Source organism: Actimicrobium sp. CCC2.4 (assembly GCF_034347385.1).
Taxonomy (GTDB): Bacteria; Pseudomonadota; Gammaproteobacteria; order Burkholderiales; family Burkholderiaceae_D; genus Actimicrobium.
This window is the reverse complement of sequence record NZ_CP133777.1, coordinates 1,388,564-1,409,422: the sequence shown is the minus strand read 5'-3', so window position 1 is coordinate 1,409,422 and position 20,859 is coordinate 1,388,564. Positions and strand designations below refer to the sequence as shown.

14 protein-coding genes, 2 tRNA genes, 3 rRNA genes and 1 pseudogene are annotated in these 20,859 nt (G+C 51.6%); 2 read left to right on the top strand and 18 right to left on the bottom strand.

Annotation, left to right across the window (positions count from 1 at the left end):
• Positions 1-13 precede the first annotated feature (13 nt).
• The 17 genes from RHM62_RS06535 to RHM62_RS19030 all read right to left on the bottom strand — a co-directional run bounded on the left by RHM62_RS06535 (position 14) and on the right by RHM62_RS19030 (position 17,095).
• Positions 14-1,138 (bottom strand): formate dehydrogenase subunit gamma, encoded by a 1,125-nt coding sequence (locus tag RHM62_RS06535; RefSeq protein ID WP_322124726.1) that lies wholly within the window; start codon positions 1,136-1,138, stop codon positions 14-16.
• Positions 1,139-1,160: 22 nt separating this feature from the next.
• Complete coding sequence (locus RHM62_RS06530) at positions 1,161-1,397, bottom strand: hypothetical protein (RefSeq protein ID WP_322124725.1); 237 nt, start codon at positions 1,395-1,397, stop codon at positions 1,161-1,163.
• Positions 1,394-2,020, bottom strand: coding sequence for a formate dehydrogenase FDH3 subunit beta (gene fdh3B / locus RHM62_RS06525; RefSeq protein ID WP_322124724.1), 627 nt, complete (start codon positions 2,018-2,020; stop codon positions 1,394-1,396). Before fdh3B ends, RHM62_RS06530 begins: the two co-directional genes overlap by 4 nt.
• Before the next feature lie 36 nt (positions 2,021-2,056).
• On the bottom strand, positions 2,057-5,017 hold the full coding sequence (locus tag RHM62_RS06520; protein ID WP_322124723.1) for a formate dehydrogenase subunit alpha: 2,961 nt from the start codon (positions 5,015-5,017) through the stop codon (positions 2,057-2,059).
• 16 nt (positions 5,018-5,033) lie between these two features.
• Positions 5,034-5,225, bottom strand: coding sequence for a hypothetical protein (locus tag RHM62_RS06515; RefSeq protein WP_322124722.1), 192 nt, complete (start codon positions 5,223-5,225; stop codon positions 5,034-5,036).
• A 137-nt stretch (positions 5,226-5,362) separates the two neighbouring features.
• Positions 5,363-5,980, bottom strand: a complete 618-nt coding sequence (locus tag RHM62_RS06510) for a TorD/DmsD family molecular chaperone (RefSeq protein ID WP_322124721.1) — start codon at positions 5,978-5,980, stop codon at positions 5,363-5,365.
• A complete protein-coding gene (locus tag RHM62_RS06505) occupies positions 5,980-8,043 on the bottom strand; it encodes a 4Fe-4S binding protein (RefSeq protein WP_322124720.1) in 2,064 nt (687 codons plus the stop codon). The genes RHM62_RS06510 and RHM62_RS06505 overlap by 1 nt, the downstream gene beginning before the upstream one ends.
• A gap of 259 nt (positions 8,044-8,302) precedes the next feature.
• Positions 8,303-8,899 carry a DUF3306 domain-containing protein gene (locus tag RHM62_RS06500; protein WP_322124719.1) on the bottom strand — a complete coding sequence of 199 codons (597 nt, stop codon included), beginning with the start codon at positions 8,897-8,899 and terminating at the stop codon, positions 8,303-8,305.
• Positions 8,889-9,398: a DUF3305 domain-containing protein gene (locus RHM62_RS06495; protein WP_322124718.1), complete on the bottom strand. Its 510-nt coding sequence runs from the start codon at positions 9,396-9,398 to the stop codon at positions 8,889-8,891. Before RHM62_RS06495 ends, RHM62_RS06500 begins: the two co-directional genes overlap by 11 nt.
• Positions 9,398-10,486: an iron-sulfur cluster carrier protein ApbC gene (gene apbC / locus RHM62_RS06490; RefSeq protein WP_322124717.1), complete on the bottom strand. Its 1,089-nt coding sequence runs from the start codon at positions 10,484-10,486 to the stop codon at positions 9,398-9,400. The genes RHM62_RS06495 and apbC overlap by 1 nt, the downstream gene beginning before the upstream one ends.
• Positions 10,487-10,655: 169 nt before the next feature.
• Positions 10,656-10,768 (bottom strand): 5S ribosomal RNA (gene rrf, locus RHM62_RS06485).
• A 178-nt stretch (positions 10,769-10,946) separates the two neighbouring features.
• Positions 10,947-13,832: ribosomal RNA gene (locus RHM62_RS06480) — 23S ribosomal RNA — on the bottom strand.
• A 366-nt stretch (positions 13,833-14,198) separates the two neighbouring features.
• Positions 14,199-14,274: transfer RNA gene (locus tag RHM62_RS06475), tRNA-Ala, on the bottom strand.
• 53 nt (positions 14,275-14,327) lie between these two features.
• A tRNA-Ile gene (locus RHM62_RS06470) sits at positions 14,328-14,404 on the bottom strand.
• Between the two features lie 145 nt (positions 14,405-14,549).
• Positions 14,550-16,082, bottom strand: a 16S ribosomal RNA gene (locus RHM62_RS06465).
• The 16S, 23S and 5S rRNA genes sit together here with 2 tRNA genes alongside, the layout of an rRNA operon.
• A 549-nt stretch (positions 16,083-16,631) precedes the next feature.
• The gene (locus RHM62_RS19035) at positions 16,632-16,862 is read right to left on the bottom strand and encodes an integrase core domain-containing protein (RefSeq protein WP_416172293.1); all 231 of its coding nucleotides are present in this window, start codon (positions 16,860-16,862) and stop codon (positions 16,632-16,634) included.
• Positions 16,847-17,095: a DDE-type integrase/transposase/recombinase gene (locus RHM62_RS19030; RefSeq protein WP_416172317.1), complete on the bottom strand. Its 249-nt coding sequence runs from the start codon at positions 17,093-17,095 to the stop codon at positions 16,847-16,849. Before RHM62_RS19030 ends, RHM62_RS19035 begins: the two co-directional genes overlap by 16 nt.
• A gap of 609 nt (positions 17,096-17,704) precedes the next feature.
• On the opposite strand from RHM62_RS19030, the gene RHM62_RS06460 reads away from it, so the two are divergent.
• Positions 17,705-17,938 carry a transposase DNA-binding-containing protein gene (locus RHM62_RS06460; RefSeq protein WP_322125339.1) on the top strand — a complete coding sequence of 78 codons (234 nt, stop codon included), beginning with the start codon at positions 17,705-17,707 and terminating at the stop codon, positions 17,936-17,938.
• Here the strand turns inward: RHM62_RS06460 and RHM62_RS06455 are convergent.
• Complete coding sequence (locus tag RHM62_RS06455) at positions 17,890-18,357, bottom strand: hypothetical protein (protein WP_322124716.1); 468 nt, start codon at positions 18,355-18,357, stop codon at positions 17,890-17,892. The two genes, RHM62_RS06460 and RHM62_RS06455, sit on opposite strands and share 49 nt — an antisense overlap.
• A 569-nt stretch (positions 18,358-18,926) precedes the next feature.
• Between RHM62_RS06455 and RHM62_RS06450 the strand changes: the two are divergent.
• Positions 18,927-20,761 (top strand): annotated as a pseudogene (locus RHM62_RS06450) (PrkA family serine protein kinase); the annotation flags it as partial.
• Positions 20,762-20,859 lie beyond the last annotated feature (98 nt).

Sequence of the window (20,859 nt, the reverse complement as noted above, 5' to 3'; positions counted from 1 at the left end):
GGTGATGTCCTGGTCAGGTTGCGCTGCGTGGCTGTGGCACTTGAATGCGCTCAGCCGCTTCTTCGGTACGATTGCGCGGCACCTTGCCGGCTTCGATATCGGCGTACCACAGGTCGTGATGTTCCTTGGCCCAGGCATCATCGACATAGCCGGTCGACATGGCCTTGTAAGCGCCCTCCATACCGATACTGCCGATATAGATATGACCCATTGCCATGGTCGACACCAGAACTGCCGCGATCAAGTGAATTACGTTAGCGATCTGCATCACGCTACGCGGATAGTCCATGCCGGGCACCAACTTGTTAAGCACGAAACCGGACGCGCTGATGATCAGACCCAGCACCACAACACCGCTCCAGAACCAGAGCTTTTCACCTGCATTGAAACGCCCCGACGAGGCGTGCTTGCCGCCAAACATGCCACCCAACCGGAATAGCCATTGCAGGTCCTCTTTGGCAGGAAAGTTGTCCTTGACGAAGATAATGAACGTCACGACCAGCGACACCGTAAATACCGGTCCGGCAAAGTTGTGCGCATTCTTGCAGGCAAACGACAGCCAACCAAACAGCGTGTGGCCGAACACCGGCAACAGAATGTGCTTGCCAAACAACAATATCAAGCCAGACACAGCCAGCAGCACGAAGCTGATCGCCGTGCTCCAGTGCGCCAGACGCTCGATCGACGTGAACCGTTCGATCAGGCGGCCGGTCGGACTCGCCTTGAGCTTGACCGGCCCGGCGACAAAATACACCCCCGCCACACCGATCGCAGCCAGTAGCAGCAATGAGCCACCGATCAGTGTCAGTGGACCATTGCGATACAGCCGCCAGGCTTCCCCGGCCGTGGTTGCGCGAGCCTGACCCGGAAACTGTTGCTTCCCCTGGATCAGTACGCCCGATTCCAGCGCCGGCAAGCTCGAGTAATTCTTCGTGCCTTCCTTGATCGTGCGGAAAACCGGTGCTGAATTGCCAGGCTGATCGCGGGTGCGCTCGGCCTGGTTTTGTTTCAGGATATCAATCGATTCGATACCCCCCGTAGTTACCGGTGCTGGTGCTGCCTGCTGCGCCAGCGCCGACCCGATGACAGCGGCCGCCAGCGACAAGCCGACAACCAAGCGTGCAATCCCGTATTTCATGATGGCTCCCGTCGCTACGCGATCAATTGGATTTGACGTATTCATTCTGGTTTTGGGCGCGGGCGCGCAACTGCAGCTCCCATTTTGTCTTGTCGCCCTTCTCCCAACCCTTGGCCGCGTACCGGTCCAGTTCGCCCTGCCAGGGCTTACCATCCGGCTTGCTCGCAGAGCTGCTCATCACCTGGCTTTTTTCACCGCAACCAGCCAGTGCCAGCACGGCAATTGCTACGGTGATTAATGCTGTCCGGGCGCCCATCATGATTTCTCCGTTGGTGCTTTGGCTTGCGGATTGTGGGATTTGCCATACGCCGTGCCCCAGCCCCACACTTCGCTGCCCTTGCCGCGACGCACAACCCGACTGCGGAAAATATCAGCAATGACGTCACCGTCACCGCCGAGCAATGCCTTGGTCGAGCACATTTCGGCACAGGCTGGCAGCTTGCCTTCGGATAAACGGTTACGACCGTATTTCTCGAACTCTTCTTTCGAGCCATCTTCTTCCGGGCCACCGGCACAGAAGGTGCACTTGTCCATCTTGCCGCGCAAGCCGAACACGCCATTCGACGGGAACTGTGGCGCACCAAACGGGCAGGCGTACGCACAATATCCGCAACCGATACAGATGTCCTTGTCATGCAGGACAACGCCTTCGTCGGTGCGATAGAAACAGTCCACCGGACACACTGCCATGCACGGGGCATCGGAGCAATGCATACAGGCGACCGACATCGACTTTTCCTGACCAACGATACCGTCGTTGACCGTGATGACGCGACGGCGATTAACGCCCCAAGGGACCTCGTGCTCATTTTTACAGGCGGTAACGCAGCCGTTGCATTCGATGCAGCGCTCGGAATCGCAGATGAATTTCATTCTTGCCATGGTGTCTCTCCTGATTTCTGTGGTGGTCGAGGTCGCTTAAGCGATGCGCTCGATCTGACAGATTGTTGTCTTGGTTTCCTGCATCATCGTTACCGAGTCGTAGCCATACGTCGTCCCGGTATTGACCGCTTCGCCACGCACCATCGGTGCGGCACCTTCCGGGTAGTACTCGAGCATGTCCTTGCCTTGCCACCAGCCGGAAAAATGGAACGGGATGAATACCGTATCGACACCCACACGCGGCGTCACCATGGCCTTGACCTTCAGACGTGCACCGGTCGGCGTCGAGACGATCACGTATTCGCCATCGCGCAGTCCACGATCGCTAGCGGCCTTCGGATTGATCTCGACGAAATTCTCTTGCTGCAGCTCTGCCAGCCAGGGATTGGATCGAGTTTCTTCACCGCCACCTTCGTACTCGACGAGCCGGCCTGATGTCATGATCAGCGGGAACTTCTCGAACAGCTTGTTCTCGACGTTCTTTTGCTGAACCGACTTGTACAACGTCGGCATGCGCCAGAACGATTTCTTGTCCTCATGGGTCGGATACTTGGCGACCAGATCAGGACGGTTACCGAACAGCGGCTCGCGATGCAGAGGCACAGGGTCAGGGAAATTCCACACCACGGCGCGCGCCTTGGCGTTACCGAACGGGTAGCAGCCATGCACTTTCATGACCACGCGCTGAATACCGCCGGACAGGTCAGTTTTCCAGTTCTTTCCTTCAGCTGCCTTCTGTTCGGCTTCGGTCAGATCGCTCCACCAGCCGAGTTTTTTCAGCAACAGATGATCGAATTCCGGATAGCCGGTGGTGATGTCGGCACCCAGCGAATGGGAACCATCTTCCGCCAGCAGACTGACGCCTTCGCGCTCGACGCCAAAGTTGGCGCGGAAGTTTCCGCCGCCGTCCATGACGTGCTTGCTGGTGTCGTACAGGTTAGGCGTGCCAGGATGCTTCATCTCCGGCGTGCCATAACATGGCCATGGCAAGCCAAAATAATCGCCGGTCATGTCGTATCCTGATGCGGCATCCTTGCCGCCGATACAGCGCAAGGTCTTCACGTCGAACAGGTGCATGTTCTTCATGTGCGCTTTCAGGCGCATCGGCGATTGACCGGTGTACCCGATGGTCCAGCTACCGCGGTTGATTTCCTCGAGCATCGATTCCGGTTCCGGTTCCATCATGCCGCCTTTGCCGGGTACCAGCTTGATCCGTGCGACTAGCTCCTTGCCGAAGCCCAGTTTCTCTGCGAGCTGATACATGATCATGTGGTCGGTCCGCGATTCGAACAGCGGCTCGATGACCTTCTCGCGCCATTGCAGCGAACGGTTCGAGGCGGTGACTGATCCTGAGGTTTCGAACTGAGTAGCAGCCGGCAGCAGGTAGACGGCGCGCTTCGGGTTCAATTCCTGGCCATCGACTTTCATGTTGGCCATTGCGGCTGACGCTGACGGATACGGGTCGATCACCACCAGCAGGTCGAGTTTGTCGAATGCCTTCTTCATTTCCAGACCACGCGTTTGCGAGTTCGGTGCATGGCCCCAGAACACCATCGCGCGGACATTGTTTTCCTGATCGATCAGCTCGTTCTTTTCGAGTACTGCGTCGATCCAGCGCGATACGGTGACGCCGGATTTCTCCATCATCGCTTGCGATGCATACTGCTTTTTGATCCACTCGTAGTCGACACCCCAAACAGCAGCCCAATGCTTCCAGGCACCCGTGGCAAGGCCGTAATAGGCTGGCAGCGAATCCGGATTCGGGCCTACGTCGGTGGCACCCTGCACGTTGTCATGGCCGCGGAAAATATTCGTCCCGCCACCCGACTTACCGATATTACCCAGTGCTAATTGCAAGATGCATGACGCGCGTACGATCGCGTTGCCGATGGTGTGCTGGGTCTGCCCCATGCACCAGACCAATGTCGACGGCTTGTTTTTCGCCATTGTTTCGGCGCATTTGTAGACTTCCGCTTCCGGCACACCACAAGCTTCTTCTACTTTTTCCGGCGTCCAGGTCATGACTTCGGCGCGGACTTTGTCCATGCCATAAACGCGGTCATTGATGTACTTGGTGTCTTCCCATTTGTTCTGGAAGATGTGATAAAGCATGCCCCAGATGAATGGGATATCCGACCCTGAACGGATGCGGATGTACTGATCCGATTTGGCTGCAGTACGGGTATAACGCGGGTCGATGACGATGATCTTGGCACCGGTTTCTTTGGCGTGCAGCATGTGCAGCATCGATACCGGATGGGCTTCGGCAGCGTTCGAGCCGATGTACATGATCGCCCGTGAGTTCTGCATGTCGTTAAAGCTATTGGTCATCGCGCCATAGCCCCAGGTATTGGCAACGCCGGCAACCGTGGTCGAATGGCAAATACGCGCCTGATGGTCGGTGTTGTTGGTACCAAAGTACGAAACAAACTTGCGCATCAGTTGGGCTTGCTCGTTGTTATGCTTAGACGAACCAACAAAGAACACGGAATCCGGACCGCTGGTTTTTTTTACATCAAGCAACTGAGCTGAAATTTCGGTCAAAGCGACATCCCAGCTGATGCGCTGGTACTTGCCGTTGACAAGCTTCATTGGATATTTCAGGCGATATTCACCATGACCATGCTCGCGCAGTGCTGCACCTTTTGCGCAGTGTGCACCGAGGTTGATCGGCGAATCAAAGACCGCTTCCTGGCGCACCCACACTCCATTTTCCACGACGGCATCAACCGCGCAGCCAACTGAACAGTGCGTACAGACGGTACGTTTGACTTCAATCTTGGCACCGCCTTTGGCGGTTGAGCCATCGGCAGCGCGGGCGCGCTGAATCAAGCCGAGTTGCGCAGCAGCGATACCGGCACCGACGCCGATACCCGAGCGTTTCAGGAACGAACGTCGGTCCATTGTGGGCAAGGCACGCGCGAGACTGTCGGCCAAACCGGCAGAAAAGCGTGTGGACGAGCGTTGGCCATCCGGGCCTTTGCGAGTTAAGAGCATATTGGATCTCCGAAAATCAAAGAGTGGTGGTGCGATAGTATTTTTTTACGTGCTCGGTCAAACGATAGCCGGTGCCCTCAGGCTCGGCAGGCGTCACGACCGTCGACGTAATAGCTTGCGGTGCTAGTTTTACGGCAACACCGGCTGCCGCGACTAGTCCAAGTCCGGCGAAAAAACTACGCCGTGCAATTTTTTGTTGTTCTGCCATGTTTATCTCCTGAAATACCGGACAACCAGTAGCGACCCATATCGATACTGTTGACCTGACATTGAATGAAAATCCATCGCCATGTAGTGCCACAAGGCAATATTTTACTATTTACTTTAAATAAAAACTCGGTTGTTTCAGCCCATGTCAAAGGCTTGCATTTCGACAGCAAAATACGCTCTGGCCAACCGCGACACGGGTAAGTAAAAGACCGCGACCGGATGGACTTCAAGTGCGTTGCAGAGGTCATCCACCCACGCCTGCATGTGGTCACTGAAGAATGTCTGCTGAGTTGCCAGATTTGCGTGTAACACATCGTCTGAGGCAATCAGGTAGCGCATCACTTCGCACAACGAAGCAATATGGTCTTCGCTCTCGACCACGCTTTGAACGCGCTCTATGCCGAGCATCGAGAGATCGGTACGCAAAGCCGCCAGCGGTTTTTCCATCAGAAATCCGGACAGATAATACGAACCATAGAGCATGACTTCAGGCTTGCCTACGCCAAGGAACAGGGACTCGTATTCATCGCGCACTACTTCGGCATTGGCCGTTTTACAAGCAATGACCAGATCCGCCCAGGCGCGCTCTAGCACGCCGTCGCCTTCCGACTGTGCCGAAGCTATTGTGTCCAGTAATGCCTGCGATGGAGGCGCATAGAACAGAGTTGCTAACAAGCCATACAGGTCAGCACGGGCGGTTTCCTCACCTTGGTCCTGGCGCTCGAATACCAGTGGATGCGTAGTCTTTGTCATCAGGATGGTCGCTTCAGGTTAGTGATCGACGGTTCTTTGGGATTGGTCATCATGTCTATCACTCGGCAGTCCGAACACATCTTGATGCGATCAAGATTGCCGGCAAAAGCACCATGCAACGACAGTTTGCCGAGCATGGTCTGGATCATCTGCGCGGTACCGAATGGCTTGCTGCACCGGATGCAGTGAAATGGCGCTGCCTCGTTGAGTATGCGGGATTGCTTTGCCACATCAGTCAGCAGCAGGCGGGGGGTCAGCGTGATGGCGCTTTCAGGACAAGTCGTTTCGCACAATCCACATTGCACGCAGTTCTTTTCCACAAAACGCAATTGCGGCAGATCAGCGTTATCCATCAACGCGGACTCGGGACAAGCTCCGACACACGACATGCACAGCGTACAGGCTGATGTATTGATGTTGACAGTGCCGTACAGCGCCCCCGCAGGCAACGCAATCTGCTCCGGCTTGAGAGGCGCATACTTCAGCAAATGCCCGATGACCAGATCGAGCGTGCCGCGCTTTTCAGCGGCCACAGCGAACAGGGCGCGCTGAACAGGCACCTGTGCCACCTCAAGGCCTTGCAATGCACTATCCAACGCAGCAGGCGCAACAGCGCGCAGTAACGATAAATGCGTTCCGCTGTAACCCAGCCCCGCCAGTATCGTCTGGGCGACTCCCATCTGATCTTCGAGCGCGGCAACATAATCCGGTGCCTCTTCGCCACTGAGCAGAATTGCCACGTGGCTAGCGCCATAGGCAATTGCAGCCAGCCAAAGATCAATACCCGTCGATGCCGTATGGTGCAAGGACAGCGGCAACACACGTGCCGGTACACCATGCAGTTTTCCGCCTGACTTTGCCAACCGCCCCAATTGCATGATTAACGCAGCACCTTTATCGGCGCTATGCAGAAGCAGTGCCGGCTGCTCGCCACCGGCCTTCGCAAAAGTCGTCAGCATCGTCTTGATGCGCTGCCCTGTATCCGGCGCGCGCGGGTAAGCGTAAGTCAAAGCACCTGACGGACAGACAGTCGTACACGCACCACATCCCACGCACAGGTTAGGAATCACTTTGACCAGGTTACCGTCGTGGCGAATCGCATCCGCCGAGCAGACGTCGATGCACGATGTACAACCAATCTGACCGTTGCGGCCATGTGCACACAGCTTATCTTTATAGATAAAAAATTTCGGCTTCTCAAATTCTCCAACCAGCGCTACCAGCTTCAATGCCGCGTCAGCCTGCCTCAGCACGTCATCACCGGCAGAAAAATAGCCTTGCGGTGGTTGATGCATCGCCAATAGCGGTGCATCGCACAAATCCAATACCAAATCGAAGTCACCGCTACGCTGGGTTGCTGTGCGATTGAAATCGATCGCCCCAATCGAGCCGCAGGCTTTCACGCAATCACTGTGAGACGTACATTTGTTTAGATCGATCTGGTACATCAAATCAATCGCTTGCTCAGGGCAAGCATCTACACAAGCGTTACATCGAGTGCATATCTCGAGATCAATCGGATTGGACTGCTGCCAACGCGCCGTGAATGTACCCAACCAACCGGTCAATTGAATATGACCGCCAGAATAGGTCGGGAAAGTACGATCCTGCAACATTCCGGTGCCACCATCAGTGATCAACACACTGACATCTAGCTGCCCGCCAAATTTTTCTGCCCAAGGGAGGACACGATTGCCGGGGCCGACGATCAGCAAATGCCCACCTGATTGATAGGACACAATGGGCACGGGCTCTGGATCAGGCAGCGCTGCAGCGGCTAACAACGCCGCCATTTTAGGCAGATTGTTTGCGCCGTCTTTGCTCCAACCACCTGTCTCGCGAATATTCACAAACCGAATCGGCGACACCGCCGATTTTTGAATTGCCAGCTCCGAAAATAAAGCCCGCTCTTGGGTACAAGCCACGACGACGTCGTCGACTCCGCCCGCAACCGCCAGGAACGCACCGACTTCATGGCGACACAACTCAGTGACTATCGGCAGTGGATTGCCGGTACCTAGTACAGCCCCGAGTCGAATTCCCGCGGCTTCATCTAACGGCATTGTGTGATTGCAGCTACAAACTTTAAATTGTGTGGTCAAAATGAAAACACCGCTTTTAATGGGTAATTGAATAAATCATCAGAACTGAAAAAGTTCCGCTATTGTAATCGTCAATGGGAAATAAATCATGACGCACCGCGACATACGGAAGGTACCGTTTAGCGAACCAAATTTAATTTTTAAATAAGCAAAAAAATACCGTTTTCAGCGTAGCGTTGAACCGGCTTGATAAGCAAGCGCGGCAGTACGTCGAATCACGTCAAGACGTCGATACAGGAATAACTAGATCAGTCGATAGTGCTTCTTGAGGCAACCGGGAGCCGGCCGTATCTGTTGGCTCGACTATGTCTGGAGCGTCGTCTTCGGGCGCAGTATTTTTCTCGGCTACCTTTGTGGTTTCGATATCGGTGCCGGCTGCTTCGACGGCCAATCCTTCGCTGGCATCAACCGCGTCATCATTCTCTTCGACCAACTTGGGCAACGGCGTCTCAAGCATTTGCATGATCGGTTGCTTTAGATGTGCGAGTGGATCCATAAGTAACTTAGCGTGATTTAGCTCGGATACCATTTCTGCAGTCATTGGCACAAAAGTGTTGTAGTCCTCAATATAGATATCGAGTCCATCCATGATGTTGAAGCGTGGATCAGAAAATAATTTTTTCAATGCCAATCGCTTCACCAGATCGTCCACGCCTTGCGCAAAAAATGGCGTGAAATCAGAAGACGTATTGAGCGCATCAACATCATCAGAGGTCGGCAAAGGCAAAGGTTCAGATCGCAAATTGCCTTGACTCACCTCCGGATTAGCAGACTCTGTTTTTCTGGCCCACCGGGAAAAAAAGTCGTTAGCGGCCACGCGGTTTTCCTTCATCAATAGCCATTTGTGCTACGGCAGCACCGCCCTCAAAAGAAGGTTTTCGACGTTTCCGTTTTTGCTCAGGGACATAGTAAGTCTTGACGAAGGCAGTCATTCGCTCAACGATTTCAGACGAGGCAGGAATAGTGTCAACCTTTTCTCCACCGTCCATTAACCTCGCACCCTCGTGATAAGACAAGGTAACAACCTTCGGTACGGCGATGTCGACGCCATCAATATCTTCCATGCGCCACATCACGAACCAACAAGGTTCTGGGGCACTCACATTCAGAAAATATCCTTCTGACTCGTCGCTAAACAAACGTACATCGAAGCCACCGAACAGCCAACGCTGATCCTCATCGCTGTCTATCAATTTATGCCGTTCATCGGGAACACCACTGAGAATCTCGAGGGGTTGCCACTGATGTGATTGCCACCTGCTATCAATGCGCCGGCGCTGCATGACAACGCCAACGCTTAGTGCGTCAGTTTCCATTAGTCATTCTTAATAACAATACTTGGGAATTTACTCGACATATCTTTTGCTTTTTCAGCCACCTTGATAGCGATTTTGCGTGCAATATTTCTATAAATTTCCGCAACTGGGCCATCCGGATCGGCAATGACAGTCGGCATGCCCGAGTCCGCATGTTCGCGAATCGACATGGTCAATGGCAATGCGCCCAGAAAGTCGACACCATATTCAAGACACATTTTTTCGCCGCCACCATGGCCAAAAATTGCTTCGGCATGGCCACAATTTGAACATATATGTGTGCTCATGTTTTCGACGATACCAAGAATAGGAATGTCAACCTTCTCGAACATTTTCAAACCCTTGCGCGCATCGAGCAGTGCGATATCCTGTGGTGTTGTGACAATTACCGCGCCAGTCACTGGCACCTTTTGTGAGAGCGTCAATTGGATATCGCCTGTACCTGGCGGCATATCCACGATTAGATAATCGAGGTCACGCCAGTTTGTCTGGTCGAGCAGTTGCTGCAGCGCTTGTGTAACTATGGGACCGCGCCATACCATCGGTTCGTCAGGGTCGATCATGAAACCGATACTTGAGACTTGTAGACCATGGTTTTCCATCGGCTCCATTGTCTTGCCATCGATGGTTTCCGGACGTCCGGAAATTCCCATCATCATTGGCTGAGACGGGCCATAGATATCCGCATCGAGAATACCAACCTGCGCTCCTTCCGCCGCCAAAGCCAGAGCGAGATTGACGGCTGTTGTTGATTTACCTACGCCGCCTTTACCAGATGCAACAGCGATAATATTTTTCACATTCGCCATTAATTTGACGCCGCGCTGGGCGGTATGAGCGATAATTTTTGAGTACACATTCACACTGACATTACCAATACCCGGTAATTGGCGCAAGGCTAGAATAGTCGCTTTACGAATTCCATCAATCTGACTTTTTGCCGGGTAACCGAGTTCTACGTCGAAGGCGACATCACTGCCGTCCAGCTTGATATTCTTGATGCATCTGCTTGTAACCAAGTCTTTATTTGTATTCGGATCAATAACCTTCGAAAGTGTTTCTTTTACCATCTCTGCTGTGATGCTCATTTAACCTTCTCCATAATTTTTCTTGGCGTAGTCTAAACCATATTGGGAATTGACTCGCGATACATACTACGGTCATAAAATCTGCAAATTAATCAAGCTGGCAACTATCCGCGCCAACGCAAAAAGGCCCTTCTTTCGAAGGGCCTTCTTGTTTGCTGCATGTAACTGAGCCTGACGATGACCTACTTTCACACGTGTTGACGCACTATCATCGGCGCAACGTCGTTTCACGGTCCTGTTCGGGATGGGAAGGGGTGGTACCGACGCGCTATGGTCATCAGGCTTAACTTGTAGAATCCTCTGTGGGGGCCGTTGATCTGGCTCCCTCAGGGGACGCAATTCGGAAGAAGTAAAGAAGTACAACACACACCTTGAAATCATCTTCAGTGTGCAGTTAGCGGGCGTGATGCATCAACAATCGCATACGCCATACTCGTCGTCTCTAACCCATCAAGGTTATAGGGACAAGCCTTACGGGCAATTAGTACTGGTTAGCTTAATGCATTACTGCACTTCCACACCCAGCCTATCAACGTCCTGGTCTCGAACGACCCTTCAAAGGAATCAAGTTCCTGGGAAATCTCATCTCAAGGCAAGTTTCCCGCTTAGATGCTTTCAGCGGTTATCTCTTCCGAACTTAGCTACCCGGCAATGCCACTGGCGTGACAACCGGTACACCAGAGGTTCGTCCACTCCGGTCCTCTCGTACTAGGAGCAGCCCCCTTCAAATTTCCAACGCCCACGGCAGATAGGGACCAAACTGTCTCACGACGTTTTAAACCCAGCTCACGTACCACTTTAAATGGCGAACAGCCATACCCTTGGGACCGGCTACAGCCCCAGGATGTGATGAGCCGACATCGAGGTGCCAAACTCCCCCGTCGATATGAACTCTTGGGAGGAATCAGCCTGTTATCCCCAGAGTACCTTTTATCCGTTGAGCGATGGCCCTTCCATACAGAACCACCGGATCACTATGTCCTACTTTCGTACCTGCTCGACTTGTCAGTCTCGCAGTTAAGCACGCTTATGCCATTGCACTATCATCACGATGTCCGACCGTAATTAGCGTACCTTCGAACTCCTCCGTTACACTTTGGGAGGAGACCGCCCCAGTCAAACTGCCTACCATGCACTGTCCCCGATCCGGATAACGGACCAAGGTTAGAACCTCAAACAAACCAGGGTGGTATTTCAAGGTTGGCTCCACGAGAACTAGCGTCCCCGCTTCAAAGCCTCCCACCTATCCTACACAGATTGGTTCAAAGTCCAATGCAAAGCTACAGTAAAGGTTCATGGGGTCTTTCCGTCTAGCCGCGGGTAGATTGCATCATCACAAACATTTCAACTTCGCTGAGTCTCGGGAGGAGACAGTGTGGCCATCGTTACGCCATTCGTGCAGGTCGGAACTTACCCGACAAGGAATTTCGCTACCTTAGGACCGTTATAGTTACGGCCGCCGTTTACTGGGACTTCAATCAAGAGCTTGCACCCCATCATTTAATCTTCCAGCACCGGGCAGGCGTCACACCCTATACGTCCACTTTCGTGTTTGCAGAGTGCTGTGTTTTTATTAAACAGTCGCAGCCACCAGTTTATTGCAACCCTTTCGTCCTTCCTCCGCAGGGAGGTCAAACTACAAGGGCGTACCTTATCCCGAAGTTACGGTACCAATTTGCCGAGTTCCTTCTCCCGAGTTCTCTCAAGCGCCTTAGAATACTCATCTCGCCCACCTGTGTCGGTTTGCGGTACGGTCTCGTATGACTGAAGCTTAGAGGCTTTTCTTGGAACCACTTCCGATTGCTTCGCTTATAAATAAGCTGGCCTCAACCCCTTGAATTACGCACCCGGATTTACCTAGATGCCTTCTACAAGTCAAGGACCGGGACTTCCAACACCCGGACAACCTTCCGCGATCCGTCCCCCCATCGCATCATACGACGGTGCAGGAATATTAACCTGCTTCCCATCAGCTACGCATCTCTGCCTCGCCTTAGGGGCCGACTCACCCTGCTCCGATGAACGTTGAACAGGAAACCTTGGGCTTACGGCGTGGAGGCTTTTCACCCCCATTATCGCTACTCATGTCAGCATTCGCACTTCTGATACCTCCAGCATCCTTTACAAGACACCTTCGCAGGCTTACAGAACGCTCTCCTACCATATCGACGTCATAAATGACGTTAATATCCGCAGCTTCGGTGACTGGCTTAGCCCCGTTACATCTTCCGCGCAGGACGACTCGATCAGTGAGCTATTACGCTTTCTTTAAATGATGGCTGCTTCTAAGCCAACATCCTGACTGTTTTAGCCTTCCCACTTCGTTTTCCACTTAGCCAATCTTTGGGACCTTAGCTGGCGGTCTGGGTTGTTTCCCTCTTGACGCCGGACGTTAGCACCCGACGTCTGTCTCCCTTGCTCGCACTCATCGGTATTCGGAGTTTGCAATGGGTTGGTAAGTCGCGATGACCCCCTAGCCATAACAGTGCTCTACCCCCGATGGTGATACAAGAGGCACTACCTAAATAGTTTTCGGAGAGAACCAGCTATCTCCAAGTTTGTTTAGCCTTTCACCCCTACCCACAGCTCATCCCCTAATTTTTCAACATTAGTGGGTTCGGACCTCCAGTGCGTGTTACCGCACCTTCATCCTGGCCATGAGTAGATCACTTGGTTTCGGGTCTACACCCAGCGACTGAACGCCCTATTCGGACTCGATTTCTCTACGGCTACCCTATACGGTTAACCTTGCCACTGAATGTAAGTCGCTGACCCATTATACAAAAGGTACGCAGTCACGGATCAAGTCCGCTCCTACTGTTTGTATGCACACGGTTTCAGGATCTATTTCACTCCCCTTCCGGGGTTCTTTTCGCCTTTCCCTCACGGTACTGGTTCACTATCGGTCGATATCGAGTATTTAGCCTTGGAGGATGGTCCCCCCATCTTCAGACAGGATTTCGCGTGTCCCGCCCTACTTGTCGCAAGCTTAGTTCCACACCAGACATTTCGTGTACGGGGCTATCACCCACTATGGCGCCAATTTCCAGTGGCTTCCACTATGTCTCATGCTAGATCTTGCAGGCTCTTCCCATTTCGCTCGCCGCTACTTTGGGAATCTCGGTTGATTTCTTTTCCTGCAGCTACTTAGATGTTTCAGTTCGCCGCGTTCGCTTTGCAACCCTATGTATTCAGGTTGCAATGACCATTAAGGCCGGGTTACCCCATTCGGAAATCTGCGGATCACAGCGTGTTTGCTCGCTCCCCGCAGCTTATCGCAAGCTACTACGTCCTTCATCGCCTGATATCGCCTAGGCATCCACCATGTGCACTTAGTCACTTGTCCCTATAACGTTGACCTCTGTACCACCAGCGTCTTTCTTTCGAAATGCACCGGTGACACAAAGACGGTTAGAACAACTGAGTACTACGTATGCACTTGCACCTTTGTAGCTACTTGCGTAGCCCAGCTAGATGCAAGCATGTTGAATCCATGTTTGTTGATTACAATCACTACCCACCAGCGCCTTTAATTCTCGCTTTCACGAGTCTCATCGACACTGATAAATCTTTACTTCTTCCAAATTGTTAAAGAGCGAACAGCTCATGGTTTCTTGTTATAAAAAACCAAACCTAATACCTTGTCATTCGCTTCGCGAATGACGCTGCTTAGGTTTGCATTTTTACTTCACTGCATTTATTCATCGTTCTCTGGTGGAGGTTGACGGGATCGAACCGACGACCCCCTGCTTGCAAAGCAGGTGCTCTCCCAGCTGAGCTAAACCCCCCAGGTGTTTCACTGACTGCTTAACTACTTGCTGCTTACCACCCTACTCTGTCTTGGTGGGTCTGGTTGGGCTCGAACCAACGACCCCCGCGTTATCAACACGGTGCTCTAACCAACTGAGCTACAGACCCGCTTGAACCCGCGCCACTTCACCACGACATATCACCACACTCTCGTGCACTTCCTTGTCATCGCTTGCTTGTTTTTACTGCTTGCTGTTCTTCTCTCGACTAACAGCTGATAAGTGTGGACACAGGGCTTCCGCGCATGCTCTAGAAAGGAGGTGATCCAGCCGCACCTTCCGATACGGCTACCTTGTTACGACTTCACCCCAGTCACGAATCCCACCGTGGTAAGCGCCCTCCTTGCGGTTAAGCTACCTACTTCTGGTGAAACCCGCTCCCATGGTGTGACGGGCGGTGTGTACAAGACCCGGGAACGTATTCACCGCGACATGCTGATCCGCGATTACTAGCGATTCCAACTTCATGCAGTCGAGTTGCAGACTACAATCCGGACTACGATACACTTTCTGGGATTAGCTCCCCCTCGCGGGTTGGCGGCCCTCTGTATGTACCATTGTATGACGTGTGAAGCCCTACCCATAAGGGCCATGAGGACTTGACGTCATCCCCACCTTCCTCCGGTTTGTCACCGGCAGTCTCATTAGAGTGCCCTTTCGTAGCAACTAATGACAAGGGTTGCGCTCGTTGCGGGACTTAACCCAACATCTCACGACACGAGCTGACGACAGCCATGCAGCACCTGTGTACTGGCTCTCTTGCGAGCACACTCTGATCTCTCAAAGCTTCCAGCCATGTCAAGGGTAGGTAAGGTTTTTCGCGTTGCATCGAATTAATCCACATCATCCACCGCTTGTGCGGGTCCCCGTCAATTCCTTTGAGTTTTAATCTTGCGACCGTACTCCCCAGGCGGTCTACTTCACGCGTTAGCTGCGTTACCAAGTCAATTAAGACCCGACAACTAGTAGACATCGTTTAGGGCGTGGACTACCAGGGTATCTAATCCTGTTTGCTCCCCACGCTTTCGTGCATGAGCGTCAGTGTTATCCCAGGGGGCTGCCTTCGCCATCGGTATTCCTCCACATCTCTACGCATTTCACTGCTACACGTGGAATTCTACCCCCCTCTGACACACTCTAGCCATGCAGTCACAAATGCAGTTCCCAGGTTGAGCCCGGGCATTTCACATCTGTCTTACATAACCGCCTGCGCACGCTTTACGCCCAGTAATTCCGATTAACGCTTGCACCCTACGTATTACCGCGGCTGCTGGCACGTAGTTAGCCGGTGCTTATTCTTCGGGTACCGTCATTAGCCCACCGTATTAAGATGAACCGTTTCTTCCCCGACAAAAGAGCTTTACAACCCGAAGGCCTTCTTCACTCACGCGGCATTGCTGGATCAGGGTTGCCCCCATTGTCCAAAATTCCCCACTGCTGCCTCCCGTAGGAGTCTGGACCGTGTCTCAGTTCCAGTGTGGCTGGTCGTCCTCTCAGACCAGCTACTGATCGTCGCCTTGGTAGGCTTTTACCCTACCAACTAGCTAATCAGATATCGGCCGCTCCACGAGCATGAGGTCCTTGCGGATCCCCCACTTTCATCCGTAGATCGTATGCGGTATTAGCGCAACTTTCGCTGCGTTATCCCCCACTCCAGGGCACGTTCCGATATATTACTCACCCGTTCGCCACTCGCCACCAGGGTTGCCCCCGTGCTGCCGTTCGACTTGCATGTGTAAGGCATGCCGCCAGCGTTCAATCTGAGCCAGGATCAAACTCTTCAGTTTAATCTCTGTGTTTTATGTCCTCTCGGACATGGTCATCGCTGACCGGTCGCTCACTCAAAATACTGACAGGATCAATCTTTCAATCTTTCCTATATTTCTTCGTGAGCACTTGCTTATATGTAAAGACTCCGTAGCAACCTAAGTCACCACAGTGCACTTCCACCAAGTGCCCACACTTATCAACTGTTAATTGTTAAAGAACTTACCGCACCATCCACAACACTTCGATTACCCTCACCGACCGTGCCGTCTTGTGTGCTGCTGACAAAGCGTTTTGTTTGTCTGCTGCAGAGAAACGAGATTATGCTGCTTTGCGATGTTGGCGTCAACCTTTTCGTTGGCGAATTTCGACGTATTTGTTAGAACTCGGCCAACCACTCCACAACAGTAGAATAACAATACCCAATTGGCGAACTGCGGACTTGCGTCCTCACTTTCTCCACAACCGGCGGCACTTATTGTGGACCACGCATAATGTCATCGCTTCTTTCAATCTTCCGCGGGCAGCCCAAAATATCTAGATGTAATAGTCAATTTATTTCCGACACTTCAGTGAAAGTTTTTTGCCATTTTCGGTTTGAAGACCCCGGGCGTCAGGGTGCCCAATACGGAGTGCAAACGCGTGCAACTATAAAAGTCAACGATATAGGCAGCGATATCACTGCGGGTCTCTTCCTGATTGGCATACCATGTGCGTCGGGCACATTCCATCCGCAGATTCAGGAAGACGCGCTCGCCGACTGCATTGTCCCAACAGTGCCTTTTCAGCTCATGCTGCACACCAGGCAGCACCCTTTCCGCAAGGTCTGGTATTTGATGCTGGCGTACTGACTCCCACTACCGGTATTCACGATCAAACTCGGTGACAGACTTCGACTGGCAGTTCTTATGCATAAGGCTACGCAAACCAGCGCAGCAGGCATAGCAGGCGCAGTGGTAAAGCCGATCAGCTTGCGCGAGAACTCGTCCAATACCGTGGCTAAATATAGCCAGCCGGTACAGATATCACTCACCCAGGAGATGTTCAGCCCCAACGGTTCGAACCTCCGGATGATCACGTTGGAGGCGATCGCGAGGTCATGCTTACTGCCGGTGGTGTAAATGAGCTTTTGCTTCCGCACCGGCCTCAGGCCGGCCTGGCGAATCAGACTACGCGCCTTGAAGTAGTGTCATTGCGCCGACTGCCGTAGTTTTGACAGCTAGCGACAAAGGCAGCTGTCATGTGGACCGCTTCTTTTGTAAAAAGCGGTTTGGCAGGACGAGACTGTGCGTCGTAATACCCCGAACGGCTAACCGCCAGCAACTGATCACTACGAGCAGTCGATATAGCCTAGTTGTGTAACTGTGTTACCAGCTGGTGGCTCGCTTCAGTTCTTGGGTGAACAAGGCCGATACTTTCGGCGAAACACCCCCCACGCGCAGTCTGCCACCGCAACTACGTTGCAGAGTAGACGAAACCGAATTAAGCTCGACGTCGGTGCAAATGTTTGATCATGCGATCTCTGTCTCGCTGCTCCTACTAATTGTAAGCGCCTCACAAGTCTTTCAATTACCCACAAATTACTTGTAAACCCTCAGCAGCTCTGTTAACTTTTTTGCATGAGGAATTCGAGCGCAATCAGATGACGACGAGGGAGATGCCAAGCGCTTCCGGGTCTCGTCGCCTGGTGTCCCATGAGCAGGAGCAGACATGGATGGACAAAGAAAATGCCGCCTGTAATTTCCGGGACGAGCGCCTCAAGAAACGTTGTCGGCTATTGCTTGAGCAGTTCTGGACAAATATGGGGCAGACCATTCCGTTTGCCTGTCAGGATTGGGCAAATACGAAAGCATGTTGGCGCTGCGCGAGACGATAGCTGGCACTCTCGCCGATGACTTCGTACTGCGACGGTGTCAGTCCGGCAATTTCCAGATTCGGCCCGACGACGATTTCGGCCGGCACCTTGGTCTTGTCAAAGAACAGAGTCGATTCGTCGGCAGCAAGCTGACCACGGGCGGATTTGGTGTCGCGCTCATGACCAGCAACACGGGTTTTTGGTGCGGACGCGACATCTTGTACACCGGCGAAGTCCTCGCCCAGTCCACCCTGATCCGAGTCGGGTAACCGCAAACGACACTCGGTCTTCCAGACAAAGATCTGGTGCTGAAAACAAGCAACTTGCCAGCACTGATGAACGTTCTCGTGCTCCAGTTTGCCGATTATAGAGATCAGCGTTGGCGACGCCATCGCCGCAATGGCAGTGGCATTAAGGGTCGGTGATAACGGAGTATTCATTACGTCTCCGCGTCATTGATCAAAAATCAATTCTGACGGAGGAGCTTATTGCGTACCTATAACGCCACTGGGTGGTCGCTAACGCGTGGTGTGCTTCTTCGTAGAAAATTCGACATTCGAAGAACTGGTTTGCTTAATGGCCATCGTCATCTCATTAAAATTGCACGTCCATCCAATATTTTTTCGCCAAAAATCAGGCGATTAAATCAGCGTTTCCCTCGAGCGATGTGCGGGCAACTTTCTATCTGACAACGCCACGATAGAAGCAAACAGCGCTAGATTTTTGCCACTACGGTGCGATACAAGCAGACAACTTCCTCCTTTCTCTACCTGCCAGGGATATACCAAAAAGAGAATCATCGCTTTTTTCAAGGAATCACCTTTCTACCAATCATCTCCTGTCAGCCCCACCAGATGGCTTGAAAAACGAAATACATTTTCTAGGTGCCAGTGAGACATAGAAACGACACGAAAATTCTAAACTACGCGTATTATTTAATCACTCCCGCAAGCAGATTCAAGAAGTAAAAAGGATTCTCGTCGTTGGCATAACTCCAAAGGACATTTTCATGAAAATCTTTGACAATTACGCAGCACGCTATGAGCGGACCCGGGAGGACGAATTCTCCTTGCAAGAATATCTTGATCTGTGCAAAAGAGACAGGCTTACCTACGCCACAGCCTCGGAAAGAATGCTCGCTGCTATCGGTGAGCCTGAACTGATCGATACACGTACCGACACCAGGCTTTCGCGTATTTTTGCGAATAAAATTATCAAAATCTACCCTGCATTCAAAGAATTCTACGGAACAGAAGAAGTCATCGAACAAGTTGTTTCATACTTTCGACATGCGGCTCAAGGCTTGGAGGAGCGCAAACAAATACTCTATTTACTTGGACCGGTGGGCGGCGGCAAATCATCAATCGCCGAAAAACTAAAAGCACTAATGGAGAAAATACCTTTTTACTCAATCAAAGGCTCGCCGGTCAATGAAAGTCCCCTTGGTCTGTTTAATGAGATCGAAGACGGTGAAATTCTTGAAGAAGAATACGACATCCCACGTCGTTACCTCAGATCTATCCCTAGCCCTTGGGTAGTCAAGCGTCTCGAGGAATTGAATGGTGATATCAATCAGCTCCGTGTGATAAGGCGTTATCCATCCATTCTTAGGCAAGTTGCAATTTCGAAAACTGAACCAGGCGATGAGAATAATCAGGACATTTCGTCGTTGGTTGGTAAAGTTGATATACGAAAACTGGAGGAATATTCACAGGATGACCCTGATGCTTACAGTTATTCCGGCGGTCTCTGTCTTGCAAATCAGGGATTAATGGAATTTGTAGAAATGTTCAAAGCTCCTATCAAAGTACTTCATCCGCTATTGACCGCCACTCAGGAAGGAAACTTCAAAGGAACAGAAGGCTTTGGGGCTATCCCCTTCGATGGCATCATCCTTGCGCATTCCAACGAATCCGAATGGAAGACTTTCAAGAATAACAAAAATAACGAAGCCTTCTTAGACCGAATCTATATTGTAAAGGTACCGTATTGTCTTCGTGTCAGTGACGAAACAAAAATTTATGAAAAATTATTAAAAAATTCATCGTTAATGCAAGCGCCCTGTGCCCCAGGCACTTTGAAAATGATGGCTCAATTTGCCGTTTTGTCTCGATTAGCGGAGCCAGAAAACTCGAGTATTTTCAGCAAACTGCTGGTCTATGACGGTGAGAACCTGAAAGATACAGATCCAAAAGCAAAGTCAATGCATGAATACACAGACTACGCTGGAATGGACGAAGGCATGACTGGACTGTCGACACGTTTCGCCTTCAAAATATTATCCAAAGTGTTTAATTTCGACAGCACTGAAATAGCCGCTAACCCAGTGCATTTACTATATGTACTAGAACAGCAAATTGAACGCGAACAATTCCAAATAGAGACAGAGCAAAAGTATTTTGCGTATATTAAAGAACATTTAGCGCAGCGATATATAGAGTTCATTGGCAAAGAGATCCAAACTGCCTACCTCGAGAGTTATTCTGAATACGGCCAAAACATCTTCGATAGATATGTAACCTTTGCAGACTTCTGGATTCAGGATCAAGAATTCCGGGATCCGGATACAGGTGAAAGTTTTGATCGAAATTCGCTCAATCAGGAACTTGAAAAGATTGAAAAACCAGCAGGCATTTCGAATCCCAAAGATTTTCGTAACGAGATAGTTAATTTTGTTCTCCGGGCACGCGCCCAGAACGGAGGTAAAAATCCACTGTGGACAAGTTATGAAAAACTTCGAACCGTAATCGAAAAAAAATGTTTTCCAACACCGAAGAACTCTTACCGGTTATCTCATTCAACGCAAAAGGCAGTGCAGAGGATGCAAATAAACACCAAGAGTTTGTCAGCCGCATGATAGCGAAAGGCTATACGGCTAAACAGGTTCGTCTTTTATGTGAGTGGTATTTGAGAGTGCGTAAATCTTCATAATGCATGAAACG